The sequence below is a fragment of the Microbacterium sp. NPDC076911 genome (assembly GCF_040687125.1).
GTDB lineage: Bacteria > Actinomycetota > Actinomycetes > Actinomycetales > Microbacteriaceae > Microbacterium.
This window is the reverse complement of record NZ_JBFBMP010000001.1, coordinates 306,873-324,395: the sequence shown is the minus strand read 5'-3', so window position 1 is coordinate 324,395 and position 17,523 is coordinate 306,873. Positions and strand designations below refer to the sequence as shown.

16 protein-coding genes and 1 tRNA gene are annotated in these 17,523 nt (G+C 61.8%); 2 read left to right on the top strand and 15 right to left on the bottom strand.

Translation table 11 applies throughout. The features are described from left to right. Positions 1-54: 54 nt before the first annotated feature. From AB0O81_RS01545 to AB0O81_RS01535, 3 genes are all read right to left on the bottom strand, one after another. A tRNA-Gln gene (locus tag AB0O81_RS01545) sits at positions 55-129 on the bottom strand. A 76-nt stretch (positions 130-205) separates the two neighbouring features. Next, on the bottom strand, positions 206-1,720 hold the full coding sequence (gene gltX / locus AB0O81_RS01540; RefSeq protein WP_363580512.1) for a glutamate--tRNA ligase: 1,515 nt from the start codon (positions 1,718-1,720) through the stop codon (positions 206-208). 11 nt (positions 1,721-1,731) lie between these two features. Next, positions 1,732-2,685 (bottom strand): LysR substrate-binding domain-containing protein, encoded by a 954-nt coding sequence (locus AB0O81_RS01535; RefSeq protein WP_363580510.1) that lies wholly within the window; start codon positions 2,683-2,685, stop codon positions 1,732-1,734. A 155-nt stretch (positions 2,686-2,840) separates the two neighbouring features. On the opposite strand from AB0O81_RS01535, the gene AB0O81_RS01530 reads away from it, so the two are divergent. Next, a complete protein-coding gene (locus tag AB0O81_RS01530; RefSeq protein ID WP_363580883.1) occupies positions 2,841-3,890 on the top strand; it encodes an aminotransferase class V-fold PLP-dependent enzyme in 1,050 nt (349 codons plus the stop codon). A 32-nt stretch (positions 3,891-3,922) separates the two neighbouring features. Here AB0O81_RS01530 and AB0O81_RS01525 read toward each other — a convergent pair whose 3' ends face one another. The 6 genes from AB0O81_RS01525 to AB0O81_RS01500 all read right to left on the bottom strand — a co-directional run bounded on the left by AB0O81_RS01525 (position 3,923) and on the right by AB0O81_RS01500 (position 10,747). Further along, positions 3,923-4,840 carry a hypothetical protein gene (locus AB0O81_RS01525; protein ID WP_363580508.1) on the bottom strand — a complete coding sequence of 306 codons (918 nt, stop codon included), beginning with the start codon at positions 4,838-4,840 and terminating at the stop codon, positions 3,923-3,925. A 26-nt stretch (positions 4,841-4,866) separates the two neighbouring features. Further along, positions 4,867-6,048, bottom strand: a complete 1,182-nt coding sequence (locus AB0O81_RS01520) for an MFS transporter (protein ID WP_363580881.1) — start codon at positions 6,046-6,048, stop codon at positions 4,867-4,869. A gap of 74 nt (positions 6,049-6,122) precedes the next feature. Then, positions 6,123-6,887 carry a fumarylacetoacetate hydrolase family protein gene (locus AB0O81_RS01515; protein WP_363580506.1) on the bottom strand — a complete coding sequence of 255 codons (765 nt, stop codon included), beginning with the start codon at positions 6,885-6,887 and terminating at the stop codon, positions 6,123-6,125. A 59-nt stretch (positions 6,888-6,946) separates the two neighbouring features. Continuing rightward, positions 6,947-8,047, bottom strand: a complete 1,101-nt coding sequence (locus AB0O81_RS01510; protein WP_363580504.1) for a branched-chain amino acid aminotransferase — start codon at positions 8,045-8,047, stop codon at positions 6,947-6,949. A gap of 48 nt (positions 8,048-8,095) precedes the next feature. After that, on the bottom strand, positions 8,096-9,163 hold the full coding sequence (locus AB0O81_RS01505) for a 3-isopropylmalate dehydrogenase (RefSeq protein ID WP_363580502.1): 1,068 nt from the start codon (positions 9,161-9,163) through the stop codon (positions 8,096-8,098). Between the two features lie 39 nt (positions 9,164-9,202). Further along, the gene (locus AB0O81_RS01500; RefSeq protein WP_363580500.1) at positions 9,203-10,747 is read right to left on the bottom strand and encodes an MFS transporter; all 1,545 of its coding nucleotides are present in this window, start codon (positions 10,745-10,747) and stop codon (positions 9,203-9,205) included. 74 nt (positions 10,748-10,821) lie between these two features. On the opposite strand from AB0O81_RS01500, the gene AB0O81_RS01495 reads away from it, so the two are divergent. Then, a complete protein-coding gene (locus AB0O81_RS01495) occupies positions 10,822-11,367 on the top strand; it encodes a TetR/AcrR family transcriptional regulator (protein WP_363580498.1) in 546 nt (181 codons plus the stop codon). Between the two features lie 3 nt (positions 11,368-11,370). Here the strand turns inward: AB0O81_RS01495 and serA are convergent, their stop codons facing one another. From serA to AB0O81_RS01465, 6 genes are all read right to left on the bottom strand, one after another. Continuing rightward, complete coding sequence (gene serA, locus AB0O81_RS01490) at positions 11,371-12,975, bottom strand: phosphoglycerate dehydrogenase (protein ID WP_363580496.1); 1,605 nt, start codon at positions 12,973-12,975, stop codon at positions 11,371-11,373. A 132-nt stretch (positions 12,976-13,107) separates the two neighbouring features. After that, positions 13,108-13,476, bottom strand: a complete 369-nt coding sequence (locus tag AB0O81_RS01485; protein ID WP_363580494.1) for a bacitracin resistance protein — start codon at positions 13,474-13,476, stop codon at positions 13,108-13,110. Next, a complete protein-coding gene (locus AB0O81_RS01480; protein WP_363580492.1) occupies positions 13,473-13,994 on the bottom strand; it encodes a DNA polymerase III subunit gamma/tau in 522 nt (173 codons plus the stop codon). The genes AB0O81_RS01485 and AB0O81_RS01480 overlap by 4 nt, the downstream gene beginning before the upstream one ends. Positions 13,995-14,139: 145 nt before the next feature. After that, positions 14,140-15,165: a ketol-acid reductoisomerase gene (ilvC, locus tag AB0O81_RS01475; protein WP_363580490.1), complete on the bottom strand. Its 1,026-nt coding sequence runs from the start codon at positions 15,163-15,165 to the stop codon at positions 14,140-14,142. Positions 15,166-15,203: 38 nt separating this feature from the next. Beyond that, the gene (ilvN, locus tag AB0O81_RS01470) at positions 15,204-15,713 is read right to left on the bottom strand and encodes an acetolactate synthase small subunit (RefSeq protein ID WP_363580488.1); all 510 of its coding nucleotides are present in this window, start codon (positions 15,711-15,713) and stop codon (positions 15,204-15,206) included. 3 nt (positions 15,714-15,716) lie between these two features. Beyond that, a complete protein-coding gene (locus AB0O81_RS01465; RefSeq protein WP_363580486.1) occupies positions 15,717-17,519 on the bottom strand; it encodes an acetolactate synthase large subunit in 1,803 nt (600 codons plus the stop codon). Positions 17,520-17,523: the final 4 nt, after the last annotated feature.

The window sequence follows — 17,523 nt, the reverse complement described above, 5'->3', positions numbered from 1 at the left end:
AAAGGCGACTCGCTCCCAAAAACCAAAAACCCCCGACTAGCGGGGGTTTTATTGTGGCTGGGGTACCTGGACTCGAACCAAGAACAACGGTACCAGAAACCGCCGTGTTGCCAATTACACCATACCCCAAGGCTCTAACGCAGAGGTCTTGCCGAAGATCGAGTCTAGACGATTGTCGCTCTCCGAACAAACTGAGCCCGTTTGATCAAGACCGGTGGGCGACCAGCGCACCGAGCCGACGCAGCGTTTCTGCCTTGCCCAGCAACTCCATCGACTCGAACAACGGCGGCGAGATGCGGCGCCCACTCAACGCAACGCGCAGCGGCCCGAAGGCAATCCTCGGTTTCAGTTCCAACCCTTCGATGAGAGCGGCTGACAGGGCAGCGTGAACCGCGGCAGTCGTGAACTCGGCTTCTGGCACTAGCTCAAGCGCGCCCACCGAGGCAACGAGCACCTCCCCCGCATTGGCTGGCAACGTCGCCAGCGCATCATCCGCATAGCTGATGTCGGTTGTGAACAAAAAGGCGAGCAGCGCGGGAGCTTCGCCCAGCAGCTGCATCCGCTCCTGAACGAGCGGCGCAGCCGCCTCAAGCATCTCTTGCTGATCAGCAGTCATCGGCTCTTCGACTACTCCAGCAGCGACGAGATACGGCACCAACCGCGAAGCAAAGTCCGCGGGCTGAAGCATCCGAATGTGATCCCCGTTGATTGACTCGGCTTTCTTCTGATCGAATCGTGCCGGATTCGGATTGACATCAACGATGTCGAACGACTCCACTAGCTCTTCGAGCGAGAAGACGTCACGGTCAGGCCCGATCGACCAGCCCAGCAACGACAGGTAGTTCAACAGACCCTCATGAATGAACCCCTTCTCGCGTTGCAAGAAGAGATCGGCCTTCGGGTCACGCTTTGACAGCTTCTTGTTTCCGACCTCACCCAACACGAGGGGCATATGCGCGAAGCGCGGAATGAAGGTGGTCACTCCCGCGTCGACGAGTGCACGGTACAAGGCAAGCTGTCGAGCGGTAGATGGCATCAAATCTTCGCCGCGAATCACATGAGTGATTCCCATGAGCGCATCGTCAACCGGGTTCACGAAGGGATAGAGCGGCACTCCACCTGCTCGCACCAATACAAAATCAGGAAACGAGCCGGCAGGGAAAGTTACTTCGCCGCGGATCAGATCGTCGTAAGTGAGGTCTTCGTCGGGCACCTTGAGCCGCCACGCGGGTTCGCGCCCCTCAGCCCGGAACGCAGCCTTCTGCTCGTCGGTGAGGGTGCGGTCAAAGTTGTCATATCCGAGCTGTTTTGCGCGACCAGCAGCCTCATTGCGCGCATCGATCTCGGCAGCTGTCGAGTAGCTTTCGTACACGGCGCCAGCGGCGACGAGCTTCTCAAGAACATCACGGTAAAGATGATGCCGCTGAGACTGACGGTAGGGCTCGTGAGGGCCCCCCACTTCGACGCCTTCGTCCCAGTCGATTTTCAACCAGCGCAACGCCTCAAGCAACTGGTGGTAGCTCTCTTCGCTGTCGCGAGCTGAATCGGTGTCTTCAATCCGAAAGACAAGCTTTCCGCCGTTGTGCCGGGCGAACGCCCAGTTGAAAAGCACCGTACGGATCAGACCGACGTGTGGCAAACCCGTCGGTGACGGGCAGAAGCGCACACGAATGTCGGCTCCGCTGGCGGTTGTCGTTCGGGTATCAGGTGTAGAAGACATCACCATCTACTCTAGTTGCCCTCGCTGTCGCCCCTCTGGCCTTCAACGAGGCGCGCGATGGCTTCCAGTGCCACACGCACGGCCGGAACGCGATCGGCACCACGCGCTGTCACCACATGAATGGTGCGTGACTCTGCGGCTGGCAGCGGTCGAGTCACCACACCAGGCAGGAGCGGAAACGATGCCACGGCCATGCGGGGCAGCGTGGCAACCCCAATCCCCTGTGCCACGAGCCCTTCGACCGCCACAGAGTTGTCAGTCTCAAAAGCAATGTCGGGATCGAAGCCAGCCCGCGCGCACAACTCCAGAAGGTGGCCGCGACAGCGGGGACAACCGGCGATCCAACGTTCTTCTGAGAGCGATGCCAGGTCGACACGTGCATGACGCGCCGCAGGGTGCCCCTGCGGAAACACTGCCAGCAGGTCGTCCGACCCAATCGTGCGCACAGAGAGACCCCGCGCGCTTGAGCCGTGTGGATCATCGCGATCGCCCGGGTAGCTGAACGTCAACGCGATGTCAGCACGATCGTCGCGCACAGCTTCGACAGCCTCGGGCGGCTCGGCTTCAATGTAGGTAACGCTGACTCCCTCGTGCGAAGCCTCGAGCTCGGCGAGGAGTCGTGGCACGATCGTCGGCGATGCCGATGGGAAGCCCACGAGTCTCACTCGACCGGAGCGCAACCCCCTAAGTTCTGCGATTTCTCCTGCCGCCGCATCCAGTGCCGTGGTGACGGTAGGTGCATGGCGGGCCAGAATACGACCCGCTTCGGTGAGGCGCACAGTGCGCCCCACACGCTCGACGATCGGCACTTCAAGGCGGCGCTCCAGTCGCTTGAGCTGCTGGCTGATTGCGGGCTGGCTGTATCCGAGTGCGATGGCCGCCCCCGTAATGGAGCCTTCATCCGCAATTGCTTTGATCACGCGCAGCGCCTGAGCATCGAAGTCCGGATCGTCGATGTTGACCATATGCACACGATAGGCCCGGTTTCGCGCTGATCGTTACATAACACGGGCTTATTGTTTTCATGCAACACCTCCCGTAGACATATGGTGTGGTTCGCGCGCATGGTTAAAACATGAATTCCTCGACTGTGCACACCACATCCGCCCAGAGCGTCGACATGCTTTCGGTTGCGGACGCGCGTCGTGAGTTCACCGGAGGCCGGGGCTATCTTGCTGCCTGCACGTCTGGCCTCCCGTCGCGCGGCACCAGGGCGGCTGTCATCGCTGACTTGAACGCGACCTCCAGTGGTCACATTGACCTCGGTGGCTATTGCGCGACCGTCGAGAACTCGCGGGCGCTATTCGGCAGTCTGGTCGGCGTCGACGCGACTCGTGTCGCGATAGGCTCGCAGGTTTCTGTCACCACGGCGTTGCTGGCAGCGTCACTGCCGGCAGGCGCCGAGGTACTCGTCGCGGAAGGCGATTTCTCTTCCATCGTGTTGCCGTTCGTGCACTCCCCCAACGGCCTGATCGTTCGCGCAGCCCCCCTGGCGTCTCTGGCCGACGCGATCACCGACAACACTGCGCTCGTCGTGTTCTCGGTCGTGCAGTCGGCGACGGGAGAAGTGGCCGATGTGAACGCGATCACCACCGCCGCACGCGCGTGCAACGCGCGTACTTTCTGTGACGCAACACAAGCGGTCGGATGGTTGAAAGTCGACGCCAAGCAATTCGATGCCGTGGTGTGCCATGCCTACAAATGGCTGTGCTCACCGCGCGGAGTTTCGTTCCTCACTGTGTCGCCGAAACTGGCTGCCGAGATGCCCGCGCTCTTTGCGGGCTGGTACGCGGGCGGCGATCCATGGTCAACGTGCTACGGCGGCGATGGTGATCTCGCGGTCGATGCTAGCCGGTTCGATGTGTCGCCCGCTTGGCAGGCATTCGTCGGCGCAGAACCTGCTCTCCAGCTCTTCGCCTCGATCGACCCCGTCGAGCTCCACGACTACACCACCACTCTCGCCGCGGCTTTTCGTTCACGCCTGGATCTTTCTGCGCCCGAGCGCGCGAGCGCCATCGTCACGTGGAGCGATCCGAACGGCCAGGCTCTGAGCCAGCTCAATGCCGCGGGGATCACAGCATCAGGCCGTGCCGGCCGCGCTCGCCTGGCGTTTCACGTGTTCAACGATATGACTGACGTGGAAAACGCCGCGACTGCACTCGGTCGCTGACGGGCCATGACCTTTGGGTATCTGCGACCAGTTCAGGGGTTGGTTTCAGCTGCTAGCGCCGTCGCTAGTTGATACCCCTCGGCAGTCTCAATCAGCAGGTCGAGTTCGTCGACGGACGGCCAACTGCCCAGTTCCTGAAGGCCGTGGTCAGCATCCATCCATGACTCAAGTTCCTCGTCCGTCCAGTCGCGCGCTTCGCTGATGGCCAAGGTTGCAAGGCGTCCTTCTTGCACAACCAGGTAGACGTCAAATGTGCGGTCTCCAAGCGCGCGGTAGCGGCCGATGACAGGGAATGTCGCATCGCCAGGCACAGCCAGAGGCAGATCTGCAGGAACCCGGAATCCGACCCCGGGCCAGAAGGCACCGAGCTGCGAACCTTGATAGACCGATGCGCGAGCAGAGGCAAGCTGCGCGCGCAGCTCAGGCGCGCCAAACTCATTGCTCACCATGAGTAGCTGCGAAACGATTGCACGAACCTCGTCTGACACGTCTACCTGCTGTTCGGCAGCTCCTTCGTCGAAGCACTCCTGCTGCGTTGTTTCTGGGCGTGTGCGGGCCACCCACCACGAAGCGAGCGAGACCGCTGCGGCGCCGACAGCGAGGATGGCGCGCGGCCGTGTGGCGCCTGCGCGAACGAGGCTGTCGCTCAGGCGAGCATCCAGCGCTTCCCCGGCTTCGGCGATCCCGAGCGTCGCCCCTGCCGCGCCCACGGTGACGCCAGCGCGCGCGGCGGCCGGCAAGGTGCCGTCGTCGTCACTTCTCAACACCACCCACACGCCCCATGCGGTGAGTACGGCCATCGACAAGCGATAGAAGAGTCTGCCCACGGTGGTGAGCCGGCGTGGCTCGATCAACGTCATCACGGCCATGAGCGACGCTGACACCACGCCATTGGTGACGCTGCGTGAATTGTTGAGCTGCGCGAGTGCAACGCGAGATGAAATGGGCATGCACACGAGGCTAGCTTTGCGACCACCTATCGCTGTGGACGTACCACCACGATCGAAAGCACTATCGTCGCGACGACCGCAACGCTCACGACCAGCGACAAGCCGCCGTATCCGATCCACGCCAAGACAACGCCCGCAAGAATTGCACCGATGGCTGCCACCAGGCTCATTGTGAGATCGCTCAAGCCTTGCCGACGCGTGCGCTGTTGTTCGGACGACGCCTCGGTCAGCAGAGCAGACCCAGCAACAGTGGCTGCGCTCCACCCGAGCCCGAGCAGTACGAGCGCGACAGTCACCGCCAGCGTGGAGGCCTCGCCGAACGAAGCAGTAATCAAAGCTGCCGCCAGCAAGCCCTGCCCGAGAAGAATTGTCGGAATGCGCCCCATGCGGTCGGCAAGAATGCCGAACACTGGCGAGAGTGCGTACATCCCCGCGATGTGGAGACTGATGGTGAATCCGATGACGCTGAGAGACGCCCCATGGTGCAAAAGGTGAACCGGTGTCATTGCCATCACCGACACCATCACACCGTGCGCCGCCGCAATCGCGAAGATCGAGTACCTGGCAAGAGCAGGCGCGTCGGGCTTGGCAATGCGAGCGTCTGAAGCGCTCGCTGCATGTGCCGTCACTCGAACAGCCAACAGCAACGGGTCTGGACGCAGCAGTGTCAGGTAGAGCGCGATCGCCAATATCTGTGCCACAACAGTGAACAGGTACGGTCCGGTCAGGGGTGGCATTCCTGCGGCATTGCCGAGCATCTCGCCTGGTCCGGTGAGGTTCGGTCCGAGCACCGCGCCAATCGTCGTAGCCCACACAACCAGCGAGAGATCACGGCCGCGAGACCTATCGGTGGCCAGGTCGGCGGCAGCAAACCGAGACTGCAGATTCGCCGCTTGTCCCGCCCCGACGAGCGCGAACGCGACGAGCAAAAGCGGGAAGGATCGCAACGACGCCGCGGCGATCACCATAACCACTCCGGCGAGAGCGATCAGCATTCCCGTCGCCAAAGCTGGTCGACGCCCACCACGTCTCGCCAATGCCGCGAGCGGCACCGCGATCGCGGCGGTGCCGAAGGTCACTGCCGCCGTAGCGAGCCCTGAGAACGCGTCGTCACCCGAGATATCAGCAGCCAGCACCGCGCCGAGCGAGATCGTCGCGCCGAAGGCAACACCGCCAAGCACCTGACCGAGTGAAAGCACAGCGACCATGCGTCGCTGAACGCGGGCAATGTCATTGGGGATGAGCGAGATACCGCCCGTAGCGGACGTCACGGGCGCGCGCGCTACGCGTCTCGTGCGATATTGCGCAGTCGACCCAGTCCGGTGATCTCGACGTCGATGATGTCACCGGCCACGAACGAACCGACACCGGCAGGCGTGCCAGTGAGAACGACGTCTCCGGGCAGCAAAGTGAAAGCGGCCGAGGCGTACTCGATGATCTCAGCAACCGAGAAGATCATGTCGCTGATCGGTCCGTCTTGCTTGACCTCTCCGTTTACGGTCGTGGTGATGCGAGCGTCGTCAAATGAGAATTCTGTCTCGATTGCGGGACCCAGCGGGCAGAAAGTGTCAAAGCCCTTCGCACGCGCCCACTGGCCATCGGTCTTCTGCAGATCACGAGCCGTGATGTCGTTAGCGATTGTGTAGCCGAACACGTAATCCATCGCAGAGTCCGCAGGAACGTTCTTCGCAATGCGGCCAATCACGACAGCAAGTTCGCCCTCGAAGCTCGTCAACGTGGTCTGCTTCGGCCTCACAATCGCATCGCCCGGGCCAATCACCGCCGTATTCGGCTTGAAGAAGAGCATCGGCTCGGCCGGAAGCTCGTTGCCGAGTTCTGCCGCGTGATCCGCATAGTTTCGGCCCACACAAACAACCTTTGAACGCGGAATCACCGGCGCCAGCAGGGCTGCGTCTGCGAGCGGGACACGTTCACCCGTCGGTTCGAATCCTGCGAACATAGGATCGCCAGACAGCACGACCAGATCGGTCTCGTCGACAATTCCGTACTTGATGCCCTCTTGGTGGCTAAAGCGCGCGATTCTCACCTGACCAGCTTAGAGCCGACGGCAACGCCGCCGGCTCCACGCCGCAGGATTAGGACAGATCACACATCGAGACGCACGAGCCAGCCGTGCTTATCTTCGCGGCGACCGTGCTGAATGTCGGTCAACTCTTCGCGCAGCGACAGTGCAAGCTCGCCAATCGGCTGCTCATCGATGAATTCGGCGCTCTTGAGCGCGCCGATCGGGGTGACCACAGCGGCGGTGCCGCACGCGAAGACCTCTACGATGTCTCCGGATGCCACCCCGTCGCGCCACTCCTGCAGCGAAACCTCTCGAGCTTCCACCTTGTGACCACGGTCCTTGGCCAGCTGCAAGATCGAATCGCGGGTGATGCCCTCGAGAATCGACGGCGATTGCGGCGTCACGATCGTTCCATCTTTGTATACGAAAACGACATTCATGCCGCCAAGCTCTTCGACGTTGCGGTCTGCGTCGAGGAATACCACCTGGTCGCAGCCGTTCTCATAGGCCTCTGACTGAGGCAGCAAGCTCGCCGCGTAGTTGCCGCCCGTCTTTGCCGCGCCAGTACCGCCCTTACCTGCTCGGGCGTAGTCCTCGCTGAGCCAAATGGTGACCGGCTTCACGCCGCCGCTGAAATACGCGCCTGCCGGGCTGGCGATCAAATAGTAGCCAACCTTCTGTGCAGGTCTCACTCCTAGGAACGCTTCTTTGGCAAACATGAACGGCCGCAAATACAGGCTCTGGTCATCACCAGAAGGAACCCAGGACTCATCAACTGCAATCAGTTCGCGCAACGACTGGACGAAGTACTGCACTGGCAGTTCCGGCAGCGCAAGTCGGCGCGCTGAGCGCTGCAGGCGTCTGCCGTTCTGATCGGGACGGAAAGTATGCACCGAGCCGTCTGCATGACGATAGGCCTTGATACCTTCGAAGATCTCTTGGCCGTAGTGCAACACCGCAGCGGCCGGATCGAGTGCGATCGGTCCGTAGGGCTGCACACGGGGGCGGTGCCAGCCGCCGCGGATCGACCAGCAGATATCCACCATATGGTCGGTGAACTTCTGGCCGAATCCCGGGTTCGCGAGTATCTCTTCGCGTTCGGCGGCGGTCTTGGCGGCAAGGTTGCGGGTGACGGCGAACTCGAGAGGGGCGAGATCAGTGTCGGGGTCGAGGAGAGTCATGTCTTCACATCCTGGCTGGTAGTTGGGGCGTCGCTGCCGTGTCTCAGATTACGCCTGCAGGCGAGCAGAGATAGCGTCGCCAATCTGCGCAGTCGCGCGAGGGCTGCCGTCTCTCGCCGCGATGTCTTCTTCCACTGCGCGGGTGACGCGCTGTGCTTCGGCTGCCAGCCCGAGGTGATCGAGCAGTAGAGCGGTGGACAAGATCGCGGCCGTAGGGTCGGCCTTCTGCTGTCCTGCGATGTCGGGCGCTGATCCGTGAACCGGCTCAAACATCGAGGGGAAAGCGCCGTCGGGGTTGATGTTTCCCGAAGCGGCGAGGCCGATGCCACCGGTGACGGCGCCAGCCAGGTCAGTGAGAATGTCACCGAAAAGGTTGTCAGTGACGATCACATCGAAGCGGCCCGGGTTTGTGACCAGGAAAATCGTTGCCGCGTCGACGTGAAGGTAGTCTACGGCCACATCAGGGTGCTCGCCCGCCACCGTGTTCACGATGCGTTGCCACATACCTCCGGCATGCACGAGCACGTTGGTCTTATGCACGAGCGTGAGCTTCTTGTTGCGACGCTCAGCCAATTCGAAGGCGTAGCGCACGACTCGCTCGATGCCGTATGCCGTGTTCACGCTCGTCTCGTTTGCGACCTCGTGGGCGGTTCCGGTGCGAATCGATCCCCCGTTGCCGACGTAGGGGCCCTCGGTGCCTTCACGCACTACGACGAAGTCAACGGCGCCTGGCTGCGCGAGAGGTCCAGGAACTCCCGGGTAGAGCTTCGAAGGTCGCAGGTTCACGTAGTGATCAAGGGCAAACCGCAGTCGCAGCAATAGTCCACGTTCGATGTTCGCGTTTTTCAGCCGTTCGTCACCCGGCACGCCCCCGACCGCGCCGAGCAGAATCGCATCGTGAGCACCGATCGCCTCGAGATCATCATCGGTAAGAGTGTCGCCCGTTTCGAGAAAACGCGCGGCGCCCAGCGAGAACCGCGACTTTTCGAACCGGATGCTGCTGCCCGCGGTTGCAACTTCGAGCACCTTTTCGGCTTCCGCGATCACTTCAGGGCCAATGCCGTCACCGGGGATAACGGCGAGTTTGATGACACTGGGTTCAGGGACGCGCGACATCGCTCTCCTTGTAGTTCTGGGATGTGCCCCGCCGAAGGATCAATGCTCCACAGCTGTTGCCGAGCGGGTCCCTCCCAGGGTAGTCGCCCCGATGACCGCCGCGAGAACAACCAGGCCGGCCCCGATCAACGCTGTCACACTTACTCCCGCGTCGAATGCCTGCGTCGAAGCCACTCGTAGCGCATCGCCAACCGGTCCACCGAGCTCGCTCGCCGCGTGAGTAGCACCAGCCAGTGTCTCGCGTGCGTCATACGCAAACTCACTGGGTACACCAGCGGGTACCAGGAAGCTGGTGCGGTAGATAGCGGTCAGAATGCCACCGAGCATTGCGGTGCCAAGTACCGCACCCAGCTCGTACGCCGTTTCTGATGCTGCGCTGGCAGCACCCGCCTTCTGCGGCGGCGCGCTCGCGAGCACGAGTTCGTTCGACACCGTCTCGGCCGCGCCGATGCCAATGCCGAGAGACACGAACGAAGCCACAAGCATCCATAGGTTGTCGGTTGACATAGCGACGCCGAGATATCCGATTAACGAGAACGTCAGAGCAACCGGCACGACGATGCGGGGTGCGTGGTGCTTGGCAATGGGCACCACCGTGAGGCCAGAGAGAATCATGGCCAGCAGCCCCGGAACGAGAGCGAGGCCCGCGGCGATTGGACTGAGCCCGACCACCAGTTGCAAGTGCTGGGTAACGAAGAACAAGAAGCCCACGAGCGAAATTACGCTCAACAGGTTGACCAGCAGCGCGCCACTGAACGCACTGTTTTTGAACAGCGCCATATCGAGCATCGGCGTTGACGCCCGAATCTGCCGGCGCACGAAGATGACCGCGAAGATCGCGCCGGTCACGATGAGCGGAATTCCCCAGCTCTCTAGGCCATGTACGGCGAGCTCTTTAATGCCCCAGACAAACGGCACCATGGCAGCCATCGACAAGCCGATACTGACCGGGTCGAGGGGGCCGGGCTGAGGGTCACGACTGTCGGGAACTAACAACGGGGCGAGTATCAGCAACGGAATGAGCACGGGCACCGACATGAGAAACACCGATCCCCAGGCGAAGTGCTCAAGCAACACTCCCCCGATGATTGGTCCTAGCGCCGCGCCGGCGCTGAACGCAGCGGCCCATACGGCAATCGCAAAGCGCCGCTGATCACGGTTCGTGAAAATGCTTCGCAGCAGCGAAAGCGTGGAGGGCATCAGCATTGCCCCGAACACTCCCATCAGTGCACGAGCAGCGATGAGGAGCCCAGCAGTGGGTGCAAACGCGGCAAGCACAGAGACCGCGGCAAATCCCGAGGCGCCGATGAGCAGCATGCGCCTGCGACCGAAGCGATCGCCGAGCGAGCCCATTGTGACTAGCAATCCCGCCAGCACGAGGGGGTAGGCATCAATGATCCACAACTGCTGAGCGCTGCTGGGCTCTAGGTCGAGCGCGATGGCAGGCAAGGCGAAACTGAGCACAGTGTTATCGACCGAGACAAGCAGCACAGGCAGCATCAGCACAACAAGGGCTACCCACCCCCGCCAGCCCACTCGCTCGCCGTCAACGACGCCGGGCTGCCTTAGTGTGGCCGTGATCATTTGGTCCTCAGTTTCTTTACCGTCCAGCCGGTATAGTATCAGAGCATGGAACACGCTGTCGATACGATCAAGTCATGAGTCGCCCTCCCCTCGCTCGCGAGAAAGTGCTCGACGCGTTCGAGCAGATCATGATCGCTGATGGTGAGCGCGCGGCCACGTTGGAGGCCACCGCCCGTGCCGCCGGAGTGTCTAAGGGCGGCCTGCTCTATCATTTCGGCACGAAGGAAGCCCTCGAGCTTGCCCTGGTCGCACGATTGAGCGTGCTCGTTGACGATGACATTGCCGAAATCACGACAGCCAACGAAGGACCGGTGGCGTACTTCATGCGCTCATCAGCGATGGAGAGCAGCGCCCTTGACCGCGTGTTTATCGCGGTGTCACGCCTCGCGCAGGGAGGAAACGCGCACGCTGTCACAGCGCTGCACGATGTGCGAGAGAGGTGGAGCAACGCGATTCGCCCGCACGTGGCAGACGAAACCGCGCACGACCTAGTGATGCTCGTCAGTGATGGCCTCTATTACAACAACGCACTCGCAAGCTCTGCTGTCGCTGGCCCTGTGCCTACCGGGCCAGCGATGGACGCTCTGATCAAACTCGTCGAACGGGCCACTCGCCCCTAGCGCCTAAGCCTCGGTGAGCTCAATCTGCTGAAAGAGATCCGCCTCAACCGCCGCACGCATCTCGTCGAGCAGTGCATCAGGAACCGGTGAATCGACTGTCAGCACCGAAAGCGCACGCCCGGTCGAATCGGGAGCGGCAACCTGCAGGCCCGCGATGTTGATTCCCGCACCGCCGAGCTTCTGACCGTAGATCGCTACGATTCCCGGGCGATCCGCATAGCGCATCACGACGTGGTGGCGCTCAATCGGCACCTCGATTTCATAGCCGTTGATGCCCACGACCTTGGGAATCATTCGCGTTCCCGCAAGGGTTCCCGCGACGCTCAACACGGTGCCATCGGCGAGCGTGCCGTGCAAAATCGTGATGTTGCGGTACTGCGGGCTTTCTTCTTCAACGATGAGTCTCGTCTCGATACCGCGCTGCTCTGCGAACAGCGGGGCGTTGACGTACGAGACGTTCTCGCTCACGACATTGGCGAGGATGCCTTTGAGTGCTGCGAGGCGATAGACGCTGACGTCGTACTTGGCGAGTTCACCGCGCACCTCGATGTCGAGACTCGTGAGAGCGCTCTGCGCGAGTCCGGTGAAGAACTGCCCCAGCTGCTCGACGAGCGCGATTCCGGGGCGCACAAATGGGTCGATCACGCCGCCCGCGACGTTCACGGCGTCTGGCACCAGGTCACCCTCGAGCGCGAGCCTTACCGACTTGGCCACCGAGACGCCAGCCTTCTCTTGCGCTTCATCGGTGGAGGCTCCCAGGTGCGGGGTGACGACAACGTTTGGCAGACTCAGCAGCGGAAAGGCCGTGCCGTCAGGCTTCGGAGGTTCGCTTGTGAAGACATCGAGACCTGCGCCGGCGATTTCATTCGTGGTGAGCGCCGTGTAAAGCGCCTCCTCGTCGATGAGACCCCCGCGCGCAACATTCACGACGTAGGCGGTCGGCTTCATGATGCGGAACTGCTCTGCACCGATCATGCCTGTCGTCTCGGGAGTCTTCGGCATGTGAATCGTGACGAAGTCGCTCTGTGCGAGCAGCTCGTCGAGGCTCACGAGCGTCACACCGAGCTGCTGTGCGCGCGCTGGCGTGACGTATGGGTCATACGCGACAACGCTGACTCCGAACGCCTGCAGGCGCGCAGTGATGAGCGCACCGATGCGTCCGAGACCAATGATGCCGACCGTCTTCTCAAAAAGCTCAACGCCGGTGTAAGAACTACGCTTCCACAACCCCTCTGCGAGGGAAGCGTGCGCGGCAGGAATGCGGCGCGCTAGCGACAGAATGTGTCCGACAGTGAGCTCGGCCGCCGAGATGATGTTCGAGGTCGGCGCATTCACAACCATGACGCCCGCGGTCGTAGCCGACTTGATGTCGACGTTGTCGAGGCCGACGCCTGCACGAGCGATCACCTTTAGCACGGGTGCGGCTGCAATCGCCTCAGCATCCATCTTGGTTGCAGATCGAATCAGAACCGCATGCGCGTCTGCCAAAGCTGGCAACAGCACGGCACGGTCAGCGCCATCGATTTGGCGAACGTCAAAATCGGGGCCGAGGGCCTCGATCGTCGCAGGAGAAAGTTCTTCGGCAATGAGCACGACAGGCTTCGTCACGAGGTGATTCCTTTGGGGCAGTGCGCGACGGCAGAGCGAAACGACTGGGTTACACGCCACACGGCACCGGGGCGATATCGACTCCAGCCTATCGCGCCCGCATACCCACAGCGCACCGTATGACGCTGCAGGTCACCCCACCAGCACAGAAGTGTTGAGGGTTGAATAGGCGATCACGTTCAGCCAGAACACCGCGACCAGCGCGAGGCCCGTCAGCATGATGAGAAAGAGCTCGTGCGCTCTACGCCGAGAAGCCAACGCGAATGCCGCACCCCAGATAAGCAACGGAAACAGTGTTGCGAAGATCCATAGGAACCAGCCAAGCGCATTCAGGCTCAGTCCAAGATCACTCGCGACCTGAACCGTTTGGACGAGATTGCCGATCGCATTCCACATGGCATAGACGTAAAAGAGTCCGAAGAAACCGGAAATCGTCGCTACAAGCCAGGTAGGAGACTTGCGTGCCGCCGCGGGCGCAGCATCCATCGCTTCAGTACTCACTGACCCACCGTCCCTGTCATCACGAACGGCCACGGCACGAGAAGAATCACACCGGCGAAGAGCCAGGCGATACGCACCCAGGTCTTTGAATGCCGGGTGAGCAGCAGCGTCGTCCCGAACCAAATGACCGGCGCGAGCGCCGCCAACGAGAAGCTGGCAAGAAACATGAAGTCTGTGACAAGGTACTGCGCGAGACCTTGAAGCCGCAGTCCCCCGATAACCCAGCCAATTACGTACAGTGCGTACGCGCCACCGAGAACTCCGGTGGTCACCAGCGCGGCGTTGCCCATCGGCTTCGCCGCACCAGAAGACTCAGGTTCGCTTTCGACCGTCGCATCGGGAGCGTCAGCGACGGGCGAAGCCTGCGAGGCATCACGGACACTTTCGCTCCCCTTGCCCACCGCGTGGTAGCCCTTGGGAAGCGACGAAGCCGTCGCTGGCGCTGCGGCCGGAGCAGCATCGAGCGTGGGGTCGTCATCGCCGTCCCAGCTGAGGGCGTCGTCTCGGTCTGAACTCACATCTCCAGCGTAGCCCCGCTCACGTCTCTCACACCGACCGAACATGAACCGTGGCGCTGTGATAAGACCGGCCGCCACACCCCGGGTTAGGAGTCTGGCGGCCGGTCAAGAGCCGTGCCGGATGGGACGGCGGTCTAGAAGGAAGTCAGCGCGCGGCGCTGCCTTCGGTGTAGTCCTCGTCGGTCTGCTTCCACGCGAAGAGTCCGCGAAGCTCCTTGCCTGTCGCCTCAATGGGGTGGTCTGCACCCTTGGCGCGCAACTCGAGAAACTCGGGAGCGCCAGCATCCTGATCGTCGATGAAGCGCTTAGCGAAAGCACCCGACTGGATGTCTGCGAGCACCGCCTTCATGTTCTCCTTGACGCTCGGGTCGATAACGCGGGGACCCGATACGTAGTCGCCGTACTCGGCGGTGTCAGAGATCGACCAGCGCTGCTTGGCGATGCCGCCTTCCCACATGAGGTCAACGATGAGCTTGAGCTCGTGAAGTACCTCGAAGTAGGCGATCTCGGGCTGGTAGCCCGCCTCGGTCAGCGTCTCAAACCCGTACTGAACGAGCTGCGAGGTGCCACCGCACAGAACAGACTGCTCACCGAACAGGTCGGTTTCGGTCTCTTCGGTGAACGTGGTCTTGATAACGCCAGCACGCGTGCCACCAATGGCCTTCGCGTACGACAGCGCAGTCGCCCATGCGGTGCCCGAAGCATCACGTTCCACGGCGATGATGTCGGGGATACCGCGACCGGCAACGAATTCGCGACGCACGGTGTGCCCCGGAGCCTTCGGCGCGACCAAGATGACGTCAACACCCTCGGGCGCGTCAATGTAGCCGAAACGGATGTTGAAACCGTGTGCGAAAGCAAGCGTCTTGCCGTCGGTGAGGTTGTCTTTGATGCTGTCGGTGAAGATTGAGCGCTGGTACTGGTCGGGAGCCAGGATCATGATGATGTCAGCCCACTTGGTCGCATCAGCAACGCTCTTGACTTCAAAGCCCTCGTCGGCGGCCTTGGCAGCCGACTTCGAGCCATCCTTGAGCGCGATCGCGACCTCAACACCGGAGTCGCGAAGGTTGAGCGCGTGGGCGTGACCCTGCGAGCCGTAACCGACAATCGCGACCTTCTTGTTCTGAACGATGCTCAGGTCAGCGTCGGCGTCGTAGAAAATCTCAGCCATGGGGGTATTTCTCCTTGTTTGTGGTCTTTGAATTGATGTCAGCCGCGCAAAACGCGCTCTGTGATGCTCTTGCCACCGCGTCCGATGGCGAGCAAGCCGCTCTGTGCGAGCTCTTTGATGCCGAACGGCTCGAGCGCGCGAAGGAAAGCGTCGATCTTGCCCTTGTCGCCGGTCACCTCGGCCACGATCGCATCTGGTGCGTAATCGACAACCGATGCACGAAACAGGCTCACCACTTCGAGCACGTTCGAACGGTTGGTGTTGTCTGCCCGCACTTTGACGAGTATGTGCTCGCGCTGCACAGAGGTTGAGTAGTCCAACTCCACGATCTTGAGCACGTTGACGAGCTTGTTGAGTTGTTTGGTTACCTGCTCTAGCGGCAGCTGGTCAACATCGACAACGACCGTGATGCGAGAGAGACCTGGCACCTCGGTGACGCCCACGGCGAGAGACTCGATGTTGAATCCGCGACGGGCGAAAAGACCGGCAACGCGGGTGAGCAGGCCAGGCTTGTCTTCTACCAGAAGACTCAGCACGTGTGTAGTCATGACTCAGTCCTCCTGATCGAATGACGGTGCGTGATCACGCGCGTATTGGACGTAGCTGTTGCTGACTCCCTGCGGCACCATCGGCCACACCATTGAGTCGGCGCTCACCACGAAATCGATCACCACCGGTCGATCGTTGGTGTCGAGCGCGAGTTGAATCGCAGCATCCACGTCTTCTTCCTTCTCGACGCGGATCGCGAGACACCCGTACGCCTCTGAGAGTTTCACGAAATCGGGAATGCGCGCCGTACCGTGCCCGGTGTTCAAGTTGGTGTGCGAATAACGGCCGTCGTAAAACAACGTCTGCCATTGGCGGACCATCCCCAACGAAGAGTTGTTGATGATAGCGACCTTGATCGGGATGTTGTTAATCGCGCACGTCGCGAGTTCCTGATTGGTCATCTGGAAACAGCCGTCGCCATCGATCGCCCACACGTGACGGTCGGGCTCAGCCACCTTGGCGCCCATTGCCGCGGGCACTGAATAGCCCATCGTGCCCGCACCACCGGAGTTCAGCCAGGCGTTTGGTCGTTCGTATTTGATGAACTGGGCCGCCCACATCTGGTGCTGACCCACACCAGAGGCAAAGACGCCTTCAGGCCCGGTCAGCTCGCCGATGCGCGAAATCACATACTGCGGCGACATGAGTCCGTCAGTCGGCTGAGCGTAGCCGAGAGGGAACTCATCGCGGAGGCCATCGAGGAACGACCACCACTCGGTCATATCGGCTTTACCCTCGGCCGAAGCCGCACGGTAGGCGCCTTCGAGGTCGACGAGCACCTCTTTGAGGTCTCCTACGATCGGCACCTCGGCTGCTCGGATCTTGCCGATCTCTGCCGGGTCGATGTCGACGTGGATCACCTTGGCGTTTGGCGCGAAGAGCGCAGCCTTGCCCGTGACACGGTCATCGAAGCGTGCTCCCAGCGAAACCAACACATCGGCTTCTTGCAGTGCCAACACCGCCGGGACTGTGCCGTGCATGCCGGGCATGCCGAGGTGCTGCTGGTGCGAATCCGGAAAGGCACCGCGCGCCATGAGGGTAGTCACCACGGGTGCACCGGTGATCTCCGCCAGTGCGCGCAGCTCTTCAGACGCGCGGGCACGAATCACGCCACCACCGACGTAGAGCACAGGCTTGCTCGCCTCAGCAATGAGCTGTGCGGCGGCCTGAATCTGCTTGCCATGCGCCTTGGTCACCGGACGGTATCCCGGCAGGTCGATCTTCGGCGGCCAGATGAATGGCGCTTCGGCCTGCTGGGCGTCTTTGGTGATGTCAACGAGCACAGGACCCGGTCGACCGGTGCCCGCGACCTCGAATGCCGCCGCGATCGCGCCGGGAATCTCCGACGCGTCTTTCACGAGGAACGAGTGCTTCGTGATCGGCATGGTGATGCCCACGATGTCTGCCTCTTGGAAGGCATCGGTTCCCATCAGGTTCGAAAAGACCTGACCGGTGATGCACACGATCGGCACCGAGTCCATGTAGGCGTCGGCGATCGCCGTTACCAAGTTGGTGGCGCCAGGCCCTGAGGTCGCGATCGCGACACCAACCTTGTTGGATGCTGAGGCGTACCCTTCAGCAGCGTGGCCGGCACCCTGTTCGTGGCGAACCAGAATATGTCGCAGCTCGGTGGAGTCCATGAGCGGGTCGTACACGGGCAGGATGGCGCCGCCCGGCAGGCCGAACACGTCGGTAACACCGAGCAGTTCCAGCGAGCGGACGACCGCCTGCGCTCCCGTGAGCACAGGCGCGGACGCGGTGCGTGCGGGCGGCCGCGGAACGGCCGTTGCAGATTCGGCGGGCATGATG